The sequence below is a fragment of the Nocardiopsis sp. MT53 genome, assembly GCF_019598965.1.
Classification (GTDB): Bacteria; Actinomycetota; Actinomycetes; order Streptosporangiales; family Streptosporangiaceae; genus Nocardiopsis; species Nocardiopsis changdeensis.
The window spans coordinates 2002539-2019441 of sequence record NZ_CP080599.1; the positions used below are offsets into that span (position 1 = coordinate 2002539).

The 16903-nt window shown below is 72.7% G+C and carries 17 protein-coding genes; 14 read left to right on the forward strand and 3 right to left on the reverse strand.

The genetic code is table 11. From position 1 onward, the window contains the following. The first annotated feature begins 89 nt into the window (after positions 1 to 89). The 5 genes from K1J57_RS08640 (at position 90) to K1J57_RS08660 (ending at position 4206) form a co-directional block, all read left to right on the forward strand. Positions 90 to 434 carry a hypothetical protein gene (locus K1J57_RS08640; RefSeq protein ID WP_220563928.1) on the forward strand — a complete coding sequence of 115 codons (345 nt, stop codon included), beginning with the start codon at positions 90 to 92 and terminating at the stop codon, positions 432 to 434. Further along, positions 424 to 2031 carry a HAMP domain-containing sensor histidine kinase gene (locus K1J57_RS08645; RefSeq protein WP_220563929.1) on the forward strand — a complete coding sequence of 536 codons (1608 nt, stop codon included), beginning with the start codon at positions 424 to 426 and terminating at the stop codon, positions 2029 to 2031. The genes K1J57_RS08640 and K1J57_RS08645 overlap by 11 nt, the downstream gene beginning before the upstream one ends. Further along, positions 2028 to 2687, forward strand: coding sequence for a response regulator transcription factor (locus K1J57_RS08650; protein WP_220563930.1), 660 nt, complete (start codon positions 2028 to 2030; stop codon positions 2685 to 2687). Before K1J57_RS08645 ends, K1J57_RS08650 begins: the two co-directional genes overlap by 4 nt. Positions 2688 to 2854: 167 nt before the next feature. Continuing rightward, positions 2855 to 3448 carry a DUF4956 domain-containing protein gene (locus K1J57_RS08655; RefSeq protein ID WP_220565415.1) on the forward strand — a complete coding sequence of 198 codons (594 nt, stop codon included), beginning with the start codon at positions 2855 to 2857 and terminating at the stop codon, positions 3446 to 3448. After that, on the forward strand, positions 3445 to 4206 hold the full coding sequence (locus K1J57_RS08660) for a polyphosphate polymerase domain-containing protein (RefSeq protein ID WP_220563931.1): 762 nt from the start codon (positions 3445 to 3447) through the stop codon (positions 4204 to 4206). The genes K1J57_RS08655 and K1J57_RS08660 overlap by 4 nt, the downstream gene beginning before the upstream one ends. Before the next feature lie 115 nt (positions 4207 to 4321). Here the strand turns inward: K1J57_RS08660 and K1J57_RS08665 are convergent, their stop codons facing one another. Then, positions 4322 to 4930 (reverse strand): hypothetical protein, encoded by a 609-nt coding sequence (locus tag K1J57_RS08665; RefSeq protein ID WP_220563932.1) that lies wholly within the window; start codon positions 4928 to 4930, stop codon positions 4322 to 4324. Positions 4931 to 5000: 70 nt separating this feature from the next. On the opposite strand from K1J57_RS08665, the gene K1J57_RS08670 reads away from it, so the two are divergent. Both K1J57_RS08670 and K1J57_RS08675 read left to right on the forward strand, forming a co-directional pair. After that, on the forward strand, positions 5001 to 5612 hold the full coding sequence (locus K1J57_RS08670) for a TetR/AcrR family transcriptional regulator (RefSeq protein ID WP_220563933.1): 612 nt from the start codon (positions 5001 to 5003) through the stop codon (positions 5610 to 5612). A 1-nt stretch (position 5613) separates the two neighbouring features. Next, positions 5614 to 5970 carry a hypothetical protein gene (locus K1J57_RS08675; RefSeq protein ID WP_220563934.1) on the forward strand — a complete coding sequence of 119 codons (357 nt, stop codon included), beginning with the start codon at positions 5614 to 5616 and terminating at the stop codon, positions 5968 to 5970. A gap of 154 nt (positions 5971 to 6124) precedes the next feature. On the opposite strand, the gene K1J57_RS08680 is transcribed toward K1J57_RS08675, so the two are convergent. Then, positions 6125 to 8071 carry a heavy metal translocating P-type ATPase gene (locus tag K1J57_RS08680; RefSeq protein WP_370634626.1) on the reverse strand — a complete coding sequence of 649 codons (1947 nt, stop codon included), beginning with the start codon at positions 8069 to 8071 and terminating at the stop codon, positions 6125 to 6127. A gap of 6 nt (positions 8072 to 8077) precedes the next feature. On the opposite strand from K1J57_RS08680, the gene K1J57_RS08685 reads away from it, so the two are divergent. Next, positions 8078 to 8449 (forward strand): hypothetical protein, encoded by a 372-nt coding sequence (locus tag K1J57_RS08685; RefSeq protein ID WP_220565941.1) that lies wholly within the window; start codon positions 8078 to 8080, stop codon positions 8447 to 8449. Between the two features lie 356 nt (positions 8450 to 8805). On the opposite strand, the gene K1J57_RS08690 is transcribed toward K1J57_RS08685, so the two are convergent. Further along, on the reverse strand, positions 8806 to 9567 hold the full coding sequence (locus K1J57_RS08690; RefSeq protein WP_370634674.1) for a phosphatase PAP2 family protein: 762 nt from the start codon (positions 9565 to 9567) through the stop codon (positions 8806 to 8808). Positions 9568 to 10307: 740 nt separating this feature from the next. Between K1J57_RS08690 and K1J57_RS08695 the strand changes: the two genes are divergently transcribed. The 6 genes from K1J57_RS08695 to K1J57_RS08720 all read left to right on the forward strand — a co-directional run bounded on the left by K1J57_RS08695 (position 10308) and on the right by K1J57_RS08720 (position 16881). After that, on the forward strand, positions 10308 to 10985 hold the full coding sequence (locus K1J57_RS08695; protein ID WP_220563937.1) for a GntR family transcriptional regulator: 678 nt from the start codon (positions 10308 to 10310) through the stop codon (positions 10983 to 10985). 520 nt (positions 10986 to 11505) lie between these two features. Beyond that, a complete protein-coding gene (gene pdhA / locus K1J57_RS08700) occupies positions 11506 to 12615 on the forward strand; it encodes a pyruvate dehydrogenase (acetyl-transferring) E1 component subunit alpha (RefSeq protein ID WP_220563938.1) in 1110 nt (369 codons plus the stop codon). Positions 12616 to 12631: 16 nt separating this feature from the next. Beyond that, positions 12632 to 13645, forward strand: a complete 1014-nt coding sequence (locus K1J57_RS08705; RefSeq protein WP_220563939.1) for an alpha-ketoacid dehydrogenase subunit beta — start codon at positions 12632 to 12634, stop codon at positions 13643 to 13645. A gap of 15 nt (positions 13646 to 13660) precedes the next feature. Further along, on the forward strand, positions 13661 to 14968 hold the full coding sequence (locus K1J57_RS08710) for a dihydrolipoamide acetyltransferase family protein (RefSeq protein WP_220563940.1): 1308 nt from the start codon (positions 13661 to 13663) through the stop codon (positions 14966 to 14968). Between the two features lie 66 nt (positions 14969 to 15034). Continuing rightward, positions 15035 to 16207, forward strand: a complete 1173-nt coding sequence (locus K1J57_RS08715; RefSeq protein WP_220563941.1) for a sensor histidine kinase — start codon at positions 15035 to 15037, stop codon at positions 16205 to 16207. After that, a complete protein-coding gene (locus K1J57_RS08720; protein WP_220563942.1) occupies positions 16204 to 16881 on the forward strand; it encodes a response regulator transcription factor in 678 nt (225 codons plus the stop codon). The genes K1J57_RS08715 and K1J57_RS08720 overlap by 4 nt, the downstream gene beginning before the upstream one ends. Positions 16882 to 16903: the final 22 nt, after the last annotated feature.

The following is a 16903-nucleotide window of genomic DNA, read 5'->3' on the forward strand; positions in this document are numbered from 1 at the left end:
GTCCCGGGGCCCGTCCCGTGTGCGCGGATGAAGAAAACCTCATGTGCGTTTCATCGCGTCTTCGCCCCCTCCGGGCAGGCTCGGGGAGTATGAGATCACCATGGGTGTTGCCGGCGGCGGTGGCCGCCGTCGCGGCGGTCCTGCTCGGGGGGGCGGGGCTCGCCTGGAACCTGTCGTCGGGCGACGCCGACCCGGTGCCCCCGGGCGAGGTCGTCGTGGGCGAGTCCCCCGGCGCCGTGCCCGAGGCCGAGGTATCGGCGGGAGGGGATAACGTCGTTCCGCCCCCACCGCCTGTGACCGACCGGGAGGAGCCGTCCGAGACGTCCGCGCCGCCGAGCGAGGAGCCGTCCCCGACCCCCTCCCCCACAGCCTGCGTCGGCGACGACGATGACGGCTGCGACGATGACGACGACGGGGACGACGATGACGACTGACGGGCCCGACTCCCCCACACAGGACCTGGGCACCGACGCCCACCGGGTCCGCCGGGCGTCCTCCGGCAACACCGCGGTGTTCCCCACCATGGTGCTCCGGGACATGGCGGCCGAGGAGCACCACGGGCACAGGAGGATCCTGCCGGCCCGGCTCATCATCATGGCGTGGGTGATCCTGCTCATGGCCCTGACCCTCGCCCTGGTCGTGCTCGTCACCTGGAGCGCGCTGAGCGGCGGGGTGGGCGACCGGGCCGACCGGGCCCTGGAGCAGGAGCTCGGCGAGTTCAACGAGTTCGCCAGGGTCGGCAAGGACCCCGACACCGGGGCCGCCTTCACCGAGGTCTCCGAACTCATGGAGGTCCACCTGGCCCGGCAGTTCCCGTACCCGTCGGAGATCCTGTTCGGCTGGGTCGAGGGCTCCTCCGGTCCCGCGGGCGCGGCCCCGGGCGGGGGCGCCGCCGGGGGTGCGGCCTCCCAGGAGGCCGGGCGCATCCGCCAGGCCCAGGAGCCGCTCTTCGACGTGTCCGCGGACCCCGAGCTGGTCGCCGAGATCCTCGACGACCCGAACGGCCGCGGCTCCCTCCAGACCCCGGCGGGACCCATGGAGTGGGTCAAGGTCCGGGTGCGCTCACCCGACGCCGCCGGGGCGGACGGCTGGTTCGTCACCGGCTACTTCACCGACCCCGACCAGGAGTCCGTCGCCGAGACCGTGCGGACGATCGCCCTGGTCAGCCTGGTCGGCCTGGTCGCCGCCGGCGGCGCCGCCTGGTGGGTGGCCGGACGCATACTCGCCCCCGTCAGGCTGGTGCGCCAGACCGCCGCGGAGATCACCGAGGAGGACCTGACCCGGCGCATCGAGGTGTCCGGGCGCGACGACATCGCCGCCCTGGCCCAGCAGTTCAACAGCATGCTGGACCGGTTGGAGGGGGCGTTCACCGAGCAGCGGCGGTTCGTCGACGACGCCGGGCACGAGCTGCGCACCCCCATCACCATCGTGCGCGGGCACCTGGAGCTCATGGGCGACGACCCGCAGGAGCGGCGCGAGGTGATCCGGCTGGTCACCGACGAGCTGGACCGCATGGGCCGCATCGTCGAGGACCTGCTGCTGCTCGCCAAGTCCCAGCAGCCCGACTTCGTGCGTGCCGAGCCCGTGTCGCTGGCCGAGCTGACCAGCGACATCGACGCCCACGTGCGGCGGCTGGGCGACCGCGACTGGCGGCTGGACGCCATGGCCGAAGGGGACTGGCGGCTCGACCCGCAGCGCGTCACCCAGGCGATGGTGCAGCTGGCGGCCAACGCGGTCCGGTACAGCGAACCCGGGTCCACCATCAGGATCGGGTCCATGGTCGACGGCCCCGACGTGCTGTTCTGGGTCACCGACCAGGGCCCCGGCATCGCCCCCGAGGAACAGGGGCGCATCTTCGGCCGGTTCTCCCGCGGCGGGGCGGCCCGCGCGGGCGGGGGCGGCGCCGGGCTGGGCCTGGCGATCGTCCGGGCCATCGCCGAGGCGCACCGGGGCAGGGTGGACCTGCGTTCGGCGCTCGGCCAGGGGTCCACGTTCACCCTCGTCATCCCCCAGGGAAGGGAGCAGCTGTGAGCCGCATCCTCATCGTCGAGGACGAGGAGAGGATCGCCTCGTTCATCCGCAAGGGGCTGACCGCGGGCGGGTTCACCACGACCGTGGTGGGCACCGGCGCGGAGGCCGTGGACTACGCCGTGACCGGCGGGTTCGACCTCATGCTGCTCGACCTGGGGCTGCCCGACACCGACGGGTTCGACGTGCTGCGGCGGGTGCGCTCGATGGGGGTGGACACCCCGGTCGTGATCCTGACCGCCCGCGACGGGGTGCGGGACACGGTGACCGGACTGGAGATCGGGGCGGACGACTACGTCACCAAACCGTTCCGGTTCGAGGAGCTGCTGGCACGGGTGCGGCTACGGATGCGCCGCGAGCGGAACGGCGAGCTGACCGTGCTCCAGGCCGGGGGGCTGGCCCTGGACCTGAGGACCCGGAGGGTCGCGGTGGACGGCGACACCGTGGATCTGACCGCGCGGGAGTTCGCGCTGCTGGAGCTGCTGATGCGGCACCCCGGACAGGTGCTGAGCAGGCAGCAGATGCTGTCCCACGTGTGGGGTTACGACTACGACCCCGGGTCGAACGTGGTCGACGTGTTCGTGCGGGCGCTGCGCCGCAAGGTGGGCGCGGACCGGATCGTGACGGTGCGCGGCATGGGGTACCGGCTGATGGACTGAGGCCGCCGGAGGCGGGGCCGGGAACGGGGCCGGGGACGGGCGCGTCCCCGGCCCTTCGCGCGTCCGGGGCGGGGTGGACGGCGGGTGGCGGACCCGTGTCCCCCGCATGAGGATTCCCTCATGCGGCGCTCATGACCGCCTCACCCGTGCGGCACACGATGGTCACCATGTTCTGGTTCGCGTTGGCGATCGACATGATCGCGATCACCCTGCTGTCGTACGTCCTCTACTTCCGCCGCCACGGTCGGCGGGACCTCCTGTTGGCCTACGTGGCGCTCAACACCGGCATCTTCGCGGTGGTGTCGATGATGACCGGCCAGGAAGTGGCACTGGCGGTCGGGTTCGGGCTGTTCGGTGTGCTGTCGATCCTGCGCCTGCGCTCCGACCTCATCAGCCAGGGCGAGATCGGGTACTACTTCACGGCCATCGCGCTGGGGCTGATCAACGCGGTGGCGATGTCGGCGCCGTGGGTGCTGCTGGGGCTCAACGCCCTGCTGCTGACCGTGATGTACGTGGGCGACCACCCCAGACTGCTGTCCCGGCACGAACGGCGGATGCTCACCCTGGACGCGGTGCACGAGGACCCGGTGGCGCTGCGCCAGGACCTGGCCGCGCGGCTGCGCGCGCAGGTGACCCGGGTGGACGTGGTCGAGGTGGACTACGTGCGGGACCTGATGGTCGTGGACGTGCGGTTCCGGGTCCCGGCGCCGGGCGCGGCGCCCGCCCGCAGCGGCTCGGCCTCCCGGTGGGAGGGCCGATGAGCGCTCCGGCGGGGCTGCCCGCGCTCTCCCTGGAGGAGATCAACGAGCGTGCCGCGCTGGTGACGCGGACCTGCCGCAAGTACCTGGTGCCGGAGGAGGTGGTCGACGACCTGTTCTCCCCCGCCCGGTTCGGGGTGCTGACCATCGGCGGACGGACGTCGTTCCGGTACTCCTCCACCTACCTGGACACCCCGGACCTGCGGTGCTTCCGGGACCACCGGCAGGGCCGGCGGCTCCGGTACAAGGTGCGGGTGCGGACCTACGAGGACACCGGGACGCGGATGTTCGAGGTCAAGCTCAAGGGCGCGCGCGGGATCACCGACAAGGTGCGGGTGGAGCACGACGGCTCCCCCGAACGGCTCACCCCGGCCACCCGGCGCTTCCTGGACGACTCCCTCACCGCGTACGGGATCGAGCCGCCGGACGTGCTGGTGCCGAGCGCGGTGACGGACTACCGCCGGGCGACCGCGGTGGCCCTGTCGGGCGAGGAGCGGGTCACCGTGGACACCGAGCTGGTCGGGCGGCGCGGGGGATGGTCGGTCGCCATGCGGCCGGGGCGGGCGCTGCTGGAGGTCAAGACGCGCGGCGGGCTCACGGAGACCGAGCGGCGGCTGCACGCTCTCGGGTTCCGAGAGGTGGCGTTCACCAAGTACGCGTCGACCCTGGCGGCGCTGGAGCCGGGGTTCCGCGGCAACAAGTGGCACCGTGCGATGGCCGCCTGCCTGGACCACCCGACACTGGAGCGCGCCGCGGCATGACGGCGGCCCGTTGTTTCACGTGAAACAACGGGCCTGACCAGGGAACATGTCGACACCTCGACCGGGCCCCGCTCCCGGGCCCGGCCGGGACGGGCGGGCCCGGAGCGCCGGCGTCCTACCGCGCGGAGCGTTCGCCGCGTCCGGCGCGCTCGTCCTGCTCCTCGTCGCCGCGCGCGAGGATGTTCCCGCTCTCCCAGAGCGGACCGAACACGAACCACAGGCCCACCACGAGCCACACCCGGCCGATCCACCACAGCAGCGCCTCCCGCCCCTCCGGGGCGGCGAACAGGACCACGAGGACGAGCAGGGTGACCGAGGTGATCACGGCGGCGTTCACCACGCGGTACCACTCGCGCATCAGGTGGGCGCGCCGTCCCGGTCCCCGCTTCGGCGGCCTGACCGGGGCGGGCCCGCCCGCGAACCGGTGCGCGAACCGCACGTCGGCCCACCGCACGATCGCGGGCCCGAAGGCGACGCTGAACCCCAGGTACACGGCGGCCAGCCCGTGGATCATCCCCACCTCCGCGCCACCGCGCAGGTCCAGTGCGGTGGCCACCACCAGCACCACGTCCAGCAGCGGGATGGACCACAGCACCAGCGTGCTCAGGGCGCGCCACCGGAGCAGGTAGCGCAGCGCCAGCCCCGCCCCCAGCAGCACCCACAGTCCGAACTCGCACATCACGATCACCGCGGCGATCGGGTTCTCCGAGACCAACTCGAACACGGGACTCCCCTCCGGTTTTTAGTAGCACGACCGTACCAGGACAGTAGCACAGTCGTGCTAGCATGTCTCCATGCCCAAGTTGATCGACCACGAGCAGCGCAAGGAGGAGATCGCCGAGGCGGTCTGGCGTGTGATCCTCCGCGACGGCGTCGCGGCCGTCTCCGTGCGCACCGTCGCCGCGGAGGCGGGACTGGCCGTCGGGTCCGTGCGGCACGTCTTCCCCAGCAAGGCCGAACTGCTGGAGTTCTCCATGGCCCTGGTCTACGAACGCGCCAGGTCCCGGGTCGTGCGGCACGTCGGGCTGCACGACCCCCGCGAGATGGCCGAGCGCATGCTCCACGAGTTCCTCCCGCTGGACGACACCCGCCGCGCGGAGATGGAGCTCGACGTGGCGATCATCGCCGAGATGCCCGCCCACCGGGGACTGCGCGCCATCCGCGACAAGGCCCACCAGGGCCTGCGCGAGGCCTGCCGTCTGGTGCTCGAGCACCTGCGCGAGACAGGGCAGGTCCGCCCCGACGCCGACCCCGACCTGGAAACGACCCGCCTGCACGCCCTCGTGGACGGCCTCGCCCTGCACGGCCTGGTCGGCGCCACGGACCGGCGGGCCGCCGCGGAGCGGGCCGTCCGCGTGCTGGCCGGACACCTGGACTCACTGCGACCGCCCGAACAGGGGAGCTGACATGGGCAAGGCGGAGAAGAGGCTCGAACACTTCATCAGGGCCAGGATCGGCGAGGCGCCGCCCGGCGACCCCGTCGCCCGGTCCCACCGCGCACTGGTCGCCGCGCTGGACGCCCTGCGCCGGGAGGCCTCGGCCGACGAGGACTGGGCCTGGGTCGAAGCCGTCTCCGGGTGGTTCGGCGACTGGTTCGACGACGGGGGCTCCCCGTCCTGGTCGTCGGACTCCGGCCTGTGGGAGGAGAGCGCCGAGAAGACCGCGGCCGCCGTCGCCGCCCGCGTGCTCGCCTGCATGGCGCTGGTGTACGCCGACCACCCGGACTACGACCCGGCCTGGGAGAAGGCCGCCGCGGTGCGGTGAGGAGCGGGCCGCCGCCCCGTATCCGAAGCGGGGCGGTGGCCCTCGCCGGCCGCCCCTTCCCGCTACGTCAGGGAGGACCGGCCCTCCGATCCTCCCCTCCGCACCGCTTTCGCGCCACCCCTCCCCGGTGCCGTGGTCCGGTTTACGGTCGCCCCTAATCGGCCGGGGACAGGTCCACCCCGCGCAGCAACTGGGCGTTGAGCGCCACGATGACCGTCGACAGGCTCATCAGCACCGCGCCCACCGCCGGGGCAAGCACGATCCCGACCGGTGCCAGCACACCCGCCGCCAGCGGCACCGCGAGCACGTTGTACCCCGCCGCCCAGACCAGGTTCTGGATCATCTTGCGGTAGCTCGCCTGCGACAGCCTGCGCACCGCCACCACACCCCGGGGGTCGTCGGAGGCCAGGACCACACCCGCCGACTCGATGGCCACGTCGGTGCCCGCGCCGATCGCGATGCCGACGTCGGCCCGGGCCAGCGCGGGGGCGTCGTTGACGCCGTCGCCGACCATCGCGACCGTGCGGCCGCGCTCCTGGAGGTCGCGCACCACCGCGTCCTTCTGGTCCGGCAGGACCTGGGCGAACACCTCGTCCAGCCCCAGGTCGGCGGCGACCGCGTCGGCCACGTTGCGGGCGTCGCCGGTGACCATCGCCACCGAGATCCCCTGATCCCTGAGCCGCCGGACGGCCTCACGCGATTCCGGCCGCACCTCGTCGGCCAGGGCCAGCGCCCCGGCGACCTCCTCCCCCGCGATCACGTGCAGCACCGTCGCGCCCCGCTCGCGCCAGGGCCGGGTGCGCTCCTCCAGCTCCCGCGGCTCGGCCAGCCCCAGGGACTCCAGCAGCGCGGGACCGCCCACGTGCACGGTCCGGCCGTCCACCTCGGCCCGCACCCCGCGCCCGGTCAGCGACCGGAAGCCGGTGGCGGCCGGCACCCCGCCGGCGTCCTCGGCGGCCCGCACGACGGCCCTGGCCAGCGGGTGCTCGGAGTCGGCCTCGACCGCCCCCGCCAGGGCCAGCACCCGGGCGGCGTCCCCGCCGGGGACCGCGGCGTGGTCGACGACGGCCGGGGCGCCCTTGGTCAGGGTGCCGGTCTTGTCGAACAGGACGGTGTCCACCAGGCGGGTGCGCTCCAGGGCCAGCCGGTCCTTGACGAGGATGCCGTTGCGCGCCGACAGCGCCGTGGAGATCGCGATGACCAGCGGGATCGCCAGCCCCAGCGCGTGGGGGCAGGCGATGACCAGCACCGTCACGGTCCGCTCGACGGCCTCGGTGGCCTCGCCCAGCGCCGACCAGACGACGGCGGTGACGATCGCGGCGCCCAGCGCGAACCAGAACAGCAGCCCCGCTGCGCGGTCGGCCAGCACCTGGGAGCGGGAGGTGGAGGACTGCGCCTCGGCGACCAGCCGCTGGATGCCCGCCAGGGCGGTGTCCTCGCCGACGGCGTCCACCCGGACGCGGACCGCGGAGTCGGTGGCCACGGTCCCGGCGACCACCCGGTCGCCCTCGCCGCGGGTGACGGTGCGGGACTCGCCGGTGATCATGGACTCGTCCACGGCCGCCGCGCCCTGTACGACGGTGCCGTCCGCGGGCACCCGGCCGCCGGAGCGGACCAGCACGGTGTCGCCGGTGCGCAGGTCGGCGATGGCGACCTCCTCGACCGCGCCGTCGGCGCCGACGCGCTCGGCGCGGTCCGGCAGCAGCGCGGCCAGTGCCTCCAGGGCGCCGGACGCCTGGCCCAGCGCGCGCATCTCCAGCCAGTGGCCGAGCAGCATCACCACGACCAGCAGGACCAGCTCCCACCAGAAGTCGAGCGCCATGCCCACCACGCCGAAGGTGGCCAGCAGGCTGGAGCCGAAGGCGACGGTGATGGCCATCGCGACCAGGGTCATCATCCCCGGCCTGCGCGCTTTGAGCTCGTCCGCGACCCCGGACAGGAACGGCCAGCCGCCGTAGAGGTAGACGACGGTGCCCAGCACCGGCGGGATCCAGGTCAGGGGCTCGGCCACGTGGTAGCCCAGCCACCCGGAGACCATGTGGCTGGTGAACACCACGGGGAGGCTGAGCAGCAGGCTCCACCAGAACCGCGTCCGGAACACCGCCGCGTGGTCCCCGTGCCCCCCGCCGTGCCCCATGTGCCCGGAGTGGCCGCCGGGACCCGCATGTCCCGCGTGCTCGCCCCCGCCGGTGTTCCCCTCACCATGGCCGGAACGGCCCGCGTGGTCGGCGTCGTGCCCACCGTGGTCACCGTGACCCGCGTGCCCATCGGAACTCGCGTGTCCGGCGTGCCCACCGTGGTCGACGTGGTTCGAGGGCCCCACGTGACCGGCGTGCTCGCCCTCGCCGACGTGCGCCGCACCAGGGCCGGAACGACCCGCGTGCCCATCGGGACTCACGCGCCCACTGTGGTCGGAGTGGTCCGAACCGCCGGCGGGTCCCGTGTGGCGGGCGTGTCCGCGGTGTTCGGTGGGGCCTGAGGGCTCTGAGTGCTCGGGGTGGTCCGAGCCGGCGTCGGATTCGGCGTGACCGGTGTGGTCGGTGGCGCCGTGGTCCGGGCGGGGCGCGGGGACACCGGGCGGGGCGGGGGCGTCGTGGCGCCCGCCGGAGCGGTGGCCGTCGTGGTCGTGTGCGCTCATGTCACTCTCCTCTCCCCCGGAACATACCCAGGAGGGGTATCCTCCGAACGGATCGCCGCGCCGTATGGCCTTCACCCCCCGCAAGCGATATACCCCCTGCCGGTATTCCCGTCGGAGGTGGCGCGGACCGGGCCGCCGGTGCCAGGGCCGAAAAAAGGGGGCGCGGGCCGTTCCGGTCCGCGCCCCCCGCCGGGGCCTCAGGAGGCGGTCGCCGCCTCCTCGCCCTCGTGCCCGTACCAGGGCCACCACTCGGCGGTGCGCCCGTGCGGGAACATCCGGTCCAGCCGGATCGTCAGCCGCAGCACGAACCCGCCGGCGATCATTCCGGCCACCAGGTCCGAGAACCAGTGGAAGTGCAGATAGATCGACACCGCCGACTGCAGCAGCGCGATCGCGACGATGGTGTACCCCAGCCGCCGGATGACGTGCGGCCGGGCCGCGCCGAAGCTGATGATCATGTACAGGACCAGCCCGTAGATGAGGATCGCGTTGGACCCGTGCCCCGAGGGGAACGCCACGTTCCCCGCCCCCGCGAAGAAGTCCGGGTCGTAGTGCTTGGCGTGGCCGCGGTTGATGGCCAGCTTCATGATCGAGACCATCGACATGACGCCGACCACGCCCACGGCGCTCAGCACGATCGGCCGCCAGCTGCGGTGCCAGTAGGCCAGCTGGAGCGCCACCACCCCCAGCACCGGCAGGGCCACGTAACGGGAGGCCACGTTGTCGGGCCAGTGGATCAGGGGCTCGCGCAGCACCTCGAAGTAGGGCCGGTGGAACTCGTTGAGGAAGTTGTCCAGCGGGTGCAGCGGCCCCGCGGCGAGCATCGTCACCACGATGAGCGCGACCGCGAGGATGATCGCGATGCGGTCCGAGGCCAGACCCCATGCGATCTCGCTCACGCTGGGCCACTTGACCGCGCGGACGACCGGGAGCCCGGGCTTGGGCGGGACCTCGCGCACGACGGGGATGGAGCCGCTGTAGGGCCCCGCCACCGGAGTGGTCCTCTTTTCCCTGTCGTGCGTCGTGGTCACGTGTCTCGCCCTCGGATGCCGGGTCCTTGAAGAGTGCGTCATGTGCTCAGTGCTGTCTCACGTGTCGTGGGCTCGCCTGTGGCACTTGGCCGGGGGAAGGGCTGGCCGCGGATTGCCGGAAACGGGGTTCCCCGGATCCTCGGGTCGATCGTTCGGCGGGGGACCTTCCCCCACCCTCCGTTCGACGGCCGAACCTTCGGGCCGGTTCACGGAGGTTCCGTGAACACCGCCCCTGGGCAGGTCCGGCGCGCGAGGACCGCAGAGGGCTCGTCTGCGATTCTGCGATTCGTCGTCTACTCCAGCGGTGCCCCCGCACCGCTTCATGTCCCGAGCGCGGTTCACGGCGCTCTCGGTCGGTCCTTCGCCGTCGCTCGTGTCATGCCCGCGCGACTTGGTGTGAACATTGCCGACAGACGAGCCTACCTGGACACTTCCCCCCGTTGGTGGTGCGGACGGTCAAGTGTGATCCTTCTACCTCGGACTTTGCCTCACGCCCGGATACTGGACGCGGGCGGTTCACCGCCATGCGACGTGTTCGTGAGCTTTCTGTTAGCAGTTCGAGTCCGCTCGGCGAGGCGGCTCCCGCGCGTGTGGCAATCTTCAAGGAGTTTCCAGACGACGAGTGGAGCGGCCGCGGCGCACGCGGCCGCGGACGGGAAGGGCCCTGGATGGTCGACCTGCCGAGGTTGCCGGATGATCCCTCGAAGCTGGCGCGCGAGCCGCTGCGGGAGCAGATCCGGCAGGTCCTGGTCGAGGGCCTGTTGTCCGGCCGCTGGCAGCCGGGCGAGCGCATCGTCGAGCGCCGGATCGCCACGGAGCTGCGGGTCAGCCAGGCCCCGGTGCGCGAGGCGCTGCGCGAGCTGGAGACGCTGCGGCTGATCGAGACGGTGCCCAACAAGGGCGCCCGGGTGCGCGACTTCGGCGTCCGGGACATGGCCGAGATCTATCCGGTGCGCGCCGGGCTGGAGCTGGTGGCCGCCGAGCTGGCGGCCCCGCGCCTGCGGGCGGACCCCTCCCCCCTGGAGCGCGAGGTGGGCCTGCTCAAGCGGGCGACCGCCGAGGGCGACGTGTCCGGGCAGATCAAGCACAGTGTGGAGTTCCACCGGGAGGTCGTGCGCGCGGCTGACAACAGCGTGCTGCTGCACACCTGGGAGTCGCTGGGCGTGGAGGTGTGGACGGCGCTGTCGGTGCGCTGGCTGAACATGGAGCTGCACGCCAAGGCCGCCGACCACGACCAGATCACCAAGGCGTTCCGTGAAGGGGACTCCCAGGTGGGCCGGATGCTGAGCGACCACGTGCTGAACTACGTCGAGGCCGCCCTGAGGTCGAACGAGGGCGCGCACTGACCCCGGGCGCCCGCGCCCCGGCCCCCGGGCCGTCCGGGGGGACCCCGCCCGACATGGGTCTTTACCGTCGATGACCGCCCCTCTCGGGTCAAGGTTCCGGTATCTGGCGTAAAGTCTTATTGATCGATCATCGATCAGACCGTAGAGTGTGGCGCGACGCACGTCACAGTGAACACCGACCCTTACGGGCGTCCGGAATCGTTCATCCGGCCGGTGAACGAACCCGGGACTCCCGACGCCGCACCCCTTCCCCACCTCATGCTTAGCGCGCAGGAGACCGGGAAGCATGCGATGAGGGGTCCGGTGACAACCGCATACGAGACCCCGCGAGCCTTCGCGTCCGGGGGAGGACGAGCCACGCTCCTCAGGACGCACCCCGACAGCCACAGGAGCGCCGCCGCCGTTGAGCCCGGCGGTGGCGCACGCCCGGAGCCGCGCCCGACAGCGCGGCCCCGGCGGGCCCTCGCACCGCGGCCCACAGGCCGTGGTGCCGGGCCTCTCGTACGTAGAAAGGCACACCATGGCTGACACCACGGCCAAGCCGAAGGGCGCCGCCGCCAGGTCCTCCGGGACCCGGCGCCGAGGCCGCAAGAACACCTCCCCCGGCCTCGGCGACGAGAAGCCCGAGGAGCTCCTGGACTACTACCGCCGGATGCTCTTCATCCGCCGCTTCGAGGAGCGCACCGCCCAGGCCTACACGCAGGCGCGGATCGGCGGCTACTGCCACCTCAACCTGGGCGAGGAGGCGACCGTCGTCGGCCTGCTCGACGCGCTCCGCCCGGACGACTACCTCTTCACGAACTACCGCGACCACGGGTACGCGATCGAGAAGGGCATGGACCCCAAGAAGGTCATGGCCGAGCTCTACGGGCGCGCCGACGGCGTCTCCAAGGGCTGGGGCGGGTCCATGCACATGTACGACACCGCCACCCGGATGCTCGGCGGCTACGGCATCGTCGGCGGGCAGCTGCCGCTGGCCACCGGTGCCGCGCTGGCCATCTCCTACCGCGGCGGCGACGAGGTCGTCGTGTGCCAGATGGGCGACGGCACCACCAACATCGGCGCCTGGCACGAGTCGCTCAACATCGCCAAGCTGTGGAACCTGCCGATCGTGTTCGTGGTGATCAACAACTTCACCGGCATGGGCACCACCGTCGAGATGTCCTCCGCCGAGCCCGAGCTGTACAAGCGCGGCTCCGCCTTCCGCATCGAGGGCGTGCGCGTGGACGGCCGCGACGTGCTCGCGGTCCGCGACACCACCGCGGAGCTGGTCGAGCGGGCCCGCAAGGAGCAGACCCCGTTCCTGCTGGAGGCGTGGAGCTACCGGCAGAAGGGCCACTCGGTCGTGGACCCCGCCAAGTACCGCACCGAGGAGCAGTGGGAGCAGGCCCGGGCCGACGAGAACGACCCGATCACCCTCTTCGAGGCGAAGCTGGCCGAGGCCGGCGTGCTCACCGACGAGCTGCGGGAGGAGATCGCCGCCTCGGTGAAGGCCGAGGTCGCCGAGGCCGCGGACTTCGCCGAGAACAGCCCGCACCCGGACGTGTCGACCCTCTTCGACTACACGTACGCCACCCCGGTCCCGAACGAGTCGCGGCGCATGCCGGCCGACCCGGTGTTCGCAGAGTAGAGAAGGACGACGACACATGTCTGTGATCACCTACCGTCAGGCCCTGCGCGACACGCTGCGCGCCGAGATGGTCCGTGACGAGAACGTCCTCGTCATGGGCGAGGAGATCGGCGTCTTCGAGGGGTCGTACAAGATCACCGAGGGCCTGCTCAAGGAGTTCGGCCCCCGCCGGGTCAAGGACACCCCCATCGCCGAGGAGGGGTTCGTCGGCGCCGCCATCGGTGCGGCGATGCTGGGCCTGCGCCCGGTCGTCGAGCTGATGACCATCAACTTCTCGCTGATCGCGATCGACCAGATCATCAACCACGCCGCCAAGATCTACGGCATGTTCGGCGGGCAGACCAGCGTTCCCATGGTCATCCGCACGCCGGGCGGCGGCGGCCAGCAGCTCGGCGCGACCCACTCGCAGAACATCGAGCTGTTCTACTCCTTCATCCCGGGCCTGAAGGTGCTCGCCCCGAGCACCCCCGCCGAGGCCTCGTCGATGCTGCGCGCGGCCATCCGCGACGACGACCCGGTGCTGTTCCTGGAGAACCTGGGCCTGTACAACACCAAGGGCGAGGTCCCCGAGGACTACGCCCAGCCGGAGAACGACGACGTCGCGACCATCGGCCGCGCCGCCGTCACCCGCGAGGGCTCCGACATCACCCTCATCGGCTACTCCCGGATGGCCATGGTCGCCACCCAGGTCGCCGAGAAGCTCGCCCAGGAGGACATCAGCGTCGAGGTCGTCGACCTGCGCAGCCTCCGCCCCCTCGACCGCCAGACCTTCGTGGACTCGGTCAAGAAGACCGGCGCCGCCGTCATCTGCGAGGACGACTGGCTCACCTACGGGATCGGCGCGGAGATCGCCGCGTCCATCCAGGAGGGCGCCTTCGACTACCTGGACGCCCCCGTGCGACGGGTGGCCATGGCGGAGGTCCCGATGCCCTACGCCAAGCCGCTCGAGACCGCGGCCCTGCCGTCCGTCGAGTCGATCAGCACCGCCATCAAGGAGACCCTGAGCGCCGTCGGCAAGCGGGTCGGGTAGAGGGAGTTCCAGTCCATGAGCGAGATCTACATGCCGCGCCTCTCCGACACCATGGAGGAAGGCGTCATCAGCACCTGGGTCAAGAAGGTGGGCGACAAGGTCGCCTCCGGTGACGTCCTGGTCGAGATCGAGACCGACAAGGCCGTCATGGAGTACGAGGCCTACGAGGACGGCTTCCTGGTCAAGCAGGCGGTGTCCGAGGGCGAGACGGTACCGATCGGCGCCGTCATCGGTGTGATCGCCGACTCCCCGGACGCCGTGCCCGACGACTCCGGGGCCCCCGCGGCCGAGGAGGGGTCCGGCGGGCAGGCCGAGGAGAAGCCCGCCGAGCCCGCGGCCGCCGCCCCGGCGGAGCCCGCCGCGGAGGAGGCCCCGGCCCCCGCCGGGACCCCGTCCGGTGACGGTGAGCGTCCGCGCACCTCCCCGCTGGCCCGCCGGCTGGCCAAGGAGTACGGCCTGGACATCACCAGGATCAAGGGCTCCGGCCCGCGCGGCCGCATCGTGCGCGCCGACATCGAGGCCGCCGCCAAGGAGGGCGCCGGCGCCGAGGCGGCGGCCCCCGCCGCCCAGGCCGCCCCCGCACCCGCGGCTCCGGCCGCCCCGGCGGCGCAGGCCCCGTCCTTCGACGACGGCCGCGCCTCCGAGGAGGTGCCGGTCGGCAACGTGCGCAAGGTGATCGCGCGCCGCCTGACCGAGAGCAAGCAGCAGGTCCCGCACTTCTACCTGCGCCGGACCATCGACGCCGAGGCGCTGAAGACCTTCCGCGGGCAGATCAACGAGCAGTTGGCGAGCACCGGGGCGAAGATCAGCTTCAACGACCTCATCGTCAAGGCGAGCGCCACGGCGCTGAAGCTGCACCCGGCGGTCAACTCCTCGTGGGTCGACGGCAGGCTGCTCAAGCACGGGCGGATCAACGTCGGCGTCGCCGTCGCGGTCGACGCCGGGCTGGTGGTGCCGGTCCTGCACGACACCGACAAGGCCACCCTGTCGGAGATCTCGTCCCGCACCCGCGAGCTGGCGGGCAAGGCCCGGGACGGCAAGCTCAAGCCGCAGGAGATGAGCGGCGGCACGTTCAGCGTGTCCAACCTGGGCATGTTCGGCGTGGACAGCTTCTCCGCCGTGATCAACCCGCCGGAGGCGGCGATCCTGGCGGTCGGCGCGATGCGCCAGGAGGCCGTGGTCGTGGACGGCGAGATCGCCGTCCGCAACCGGATCTCCCTGGAGCTGTCGGTGGACCACCGCGCGGTGGACGGCGCCGTCGGCGCCGCGTTCCTCAAGGACCTCGCAGAGATCCTCGAGGAGCCGATGCGGATCATCCTCTAGCAGGGCAGAGCACGGACGCCCCGGCCGGGTCCTCCCGGCCGGGGCGTCTGCGGATAGTCTGCTCGGGTGTTCGAGACAACGGCGTGGAGGGAGCGCGCGCCCCGCCTCGTACGAAGCGCGAGGGCCGTCGACGCCCTGCTCCCCGCGGCACTCGTGGCCCTGTCCTTCGTCCCCGGGATCGCCCACCAGGGGGTCGACCTGGCGGAACTGCCGGACGACCGGACCCTGGACCCCCTGGGCCTGGTCCTCATCGCCGCCCAGGCCGCACCCCTCGTCCTCCGGCGCCGGTTCCCCGTCGCCTGCCTGGCCGCGGTCGCCGCCGCGTTCACCGCCTTCCAGCTGCTGCGCTACCCCGACGCCTTCGCCTCCCTTGGGCTGCTCGTGGCCCTGTACACCGTCGGCACGCGCCCGCCGCGCCGCCCCGCTCCGGTGGCCGCGGGAGCGCTCGCCGCCTACGCGCTCGTCTGCTGCTGCCTGTACCTCGCGGGCTCGCCCACCACCGCGGCCGACTACCTCGCCTTCGGCCTCGTCCTGCTCGCGTGCTGCGCCCTCGGCCGGTGGGTGCGCGCCCGCGCCCTGGACGCCGAGGAGCGCCGCCGCCGCGCGGAGGCGGACGCCGCCGCCGCCGAACGGGCCCGTATCGCCCGCGACCTGCACGACGTCGTCACCCACCACGTCACCTCGATGGTGGTCCAGGCCGACACCGCGGGCTATCTGCTCGGCCGCTCCGACGGGGTGGGGAGCACCCTGGCCGGCATCGGGGAGACGGGGCGGCGCGCCCTGGACGACCTCCGGCACCTGCTCGGCGTCCTGGACCCGCGCGAGGACCCGGCCGGCCCCTCGCTCGGCGGGCTCGCCGGCCTCGTCGAGCGCTCCCGCGGCGCGGGGCAGAGCGTGGACCTGGTCGAGGACGGCGAGCCCCGGCCGATGCTCCCCCGGCAGGAGGAGGCCCTGTACCGCGTCGTCCAGGAGTCCGTCACGAACGCGCTCAAGCACGCGCCCGGCGGGCACGTCCTCGTCCGCATCGAGCACGGGGACGAGGCGGTCGGCGCCCGGATCACCACCGGGGGCGGCGCGCCCCCGGCCGAGGGGGCCGGTCCGCCCCGCCCCCGCTCCGGCGGCCGCGGTCTGACGGGCCTGCGGGAGAGGGTCGGCGCCGTCGGCGGGGAACTGCGCGCGGGCCCCTCCGACGACGGGGGCTTCACAGTGCACGCCATCGTCCCCCGGGGGGAAACGTGAACGGTTCGCCCATCCGCGTCGTGGTCTGCGAGGACGACGAGGCGGTGCGCACCGGGTACGCCGCGGTGCTCGACGCCCAGCCGGACATGACCGTGGTGGGGCAGGCCGGTGACGGCGCCGAAGCGGTGAGCGTCATCCGGGACCTGCGCCCCGACGTCGCGGTGATGGACGTCCACATGCCCCGCCTGAGCGGCATCGAGGCGACCGCCCTCCTGGCGGGCCCGCCGGACCCCCACCCGGTGCGGATCCTGGTGGTGACGACCTTCAACCTGGACGAGTACGTCTACGAGGCGCTGCGGGCGGGCGCCAGCGGATTCCTGCTGAAGGACGCCCCGCTGCACGAGCTGATCGCGGGCGTGCGCACGGTCGCCCGGGGGGAGGCGCTGCTGTCACCGGCGGTGACCCGGCGGCTCATCGGCGAGTACGCCCTGCGCGTCCGCCCCGCCGACCCGGCCCCGCCCGCGGTGCTCCCCGAGCCGCTGACCGAGCGCGAGCACGAGGTGCTGCTCCTCATGGCGGAGGGGCTGTCCAACGGGGAGATCGCCGAACGGATGACGGTCGCGCACGAGACCGTCAAGACCCACGTGTCGCGGATCCTCACCAAGCTCCGGCTGCGCGACCGGGTCCAGGCCGTCGTGTTCGCCTACCGCTCGGGGCTGGTGCGCCAGGGCTGAGGGTCCGATCCCCCTCGAGAGC

What these genes read in the sequence shown, in the direction of transcription:
- K1J57_RS08675 (WP_220563934.1), top strand. Translation starts at nt 5,614, where the DNA reads ATGGGCAAGGCGGAGAAGAGGCTCGAACACTTCATCAGGGCCAGGATC.
- K1J57_RS08695 (WP_220563937.1), top strand. Translation starts at nt 10,308, where the DNA reads ATGGTCGACCTGCCGAGGTTGCCGGATGATCCCTCGAAGCTGGCGCGC.
- K1J57_RS08710 (WP_220563940.1), top strand. Translation starts at nt 13,661, where the DNA reads ATGAGCGAGATCTACATGCCGCGCCTCTCCGACACCATGGAGGAAGGC.
- pdhA (WP_220563938.1), top strand. Translation starts at nt 11,506, where the DNA reads ATGGCTGACACCACGGCCAAGCCGAAGGGCGCCGCCGCCAGGTCCTCC.
- K1J57_RS08670 (WP_220563933.1), top strand. Translation starts at nt 5,001, where the DNA reads ATGCCCAAGTTGATCGACCACGAGCAGCGCAAGGAGGAGATCGCCGAG.
- K1J57_RS08640 (WP_220563928.1), top strand. Translation starts at nt 90, where the DNA reads ATGAGATCACCATGGGTGTTGCCGGCGGCGGTGGCCGCCGTCGCGGCG.
- K1J57_RS08655 (WP_220565415.1), top strand. Translation starts at nt 2,855, where the DNA reads ATGTTCTGGTTCGCGTTGGCGATCGACATGATCGCGATCACCCTGCTG.
- K1J57_RS08705 (WP_220563939.1), top strand. Translation starts at nt 12,632, where the DNA reads ATGTCTGTGATCACCTACCGTCAGGCCCTGCGCGACACGCTGCGCGCC.
- K1J57_RS08660 (WP_220563931.1), top strand. Translation starts at nt 3,445, where the DNA reads ATGAGCGCTCCGGCGGGGCTGCCCGCGCTCTCCCTGGAGGAGATCAAC.
- K1J57_RS08645 (WP_220563929.1), top strand. Translation starts at nt 424, where the DNA reads ATGACGACTGACGGGCCCGACTCCCCCACACAGGACCTGGGCACCGAC.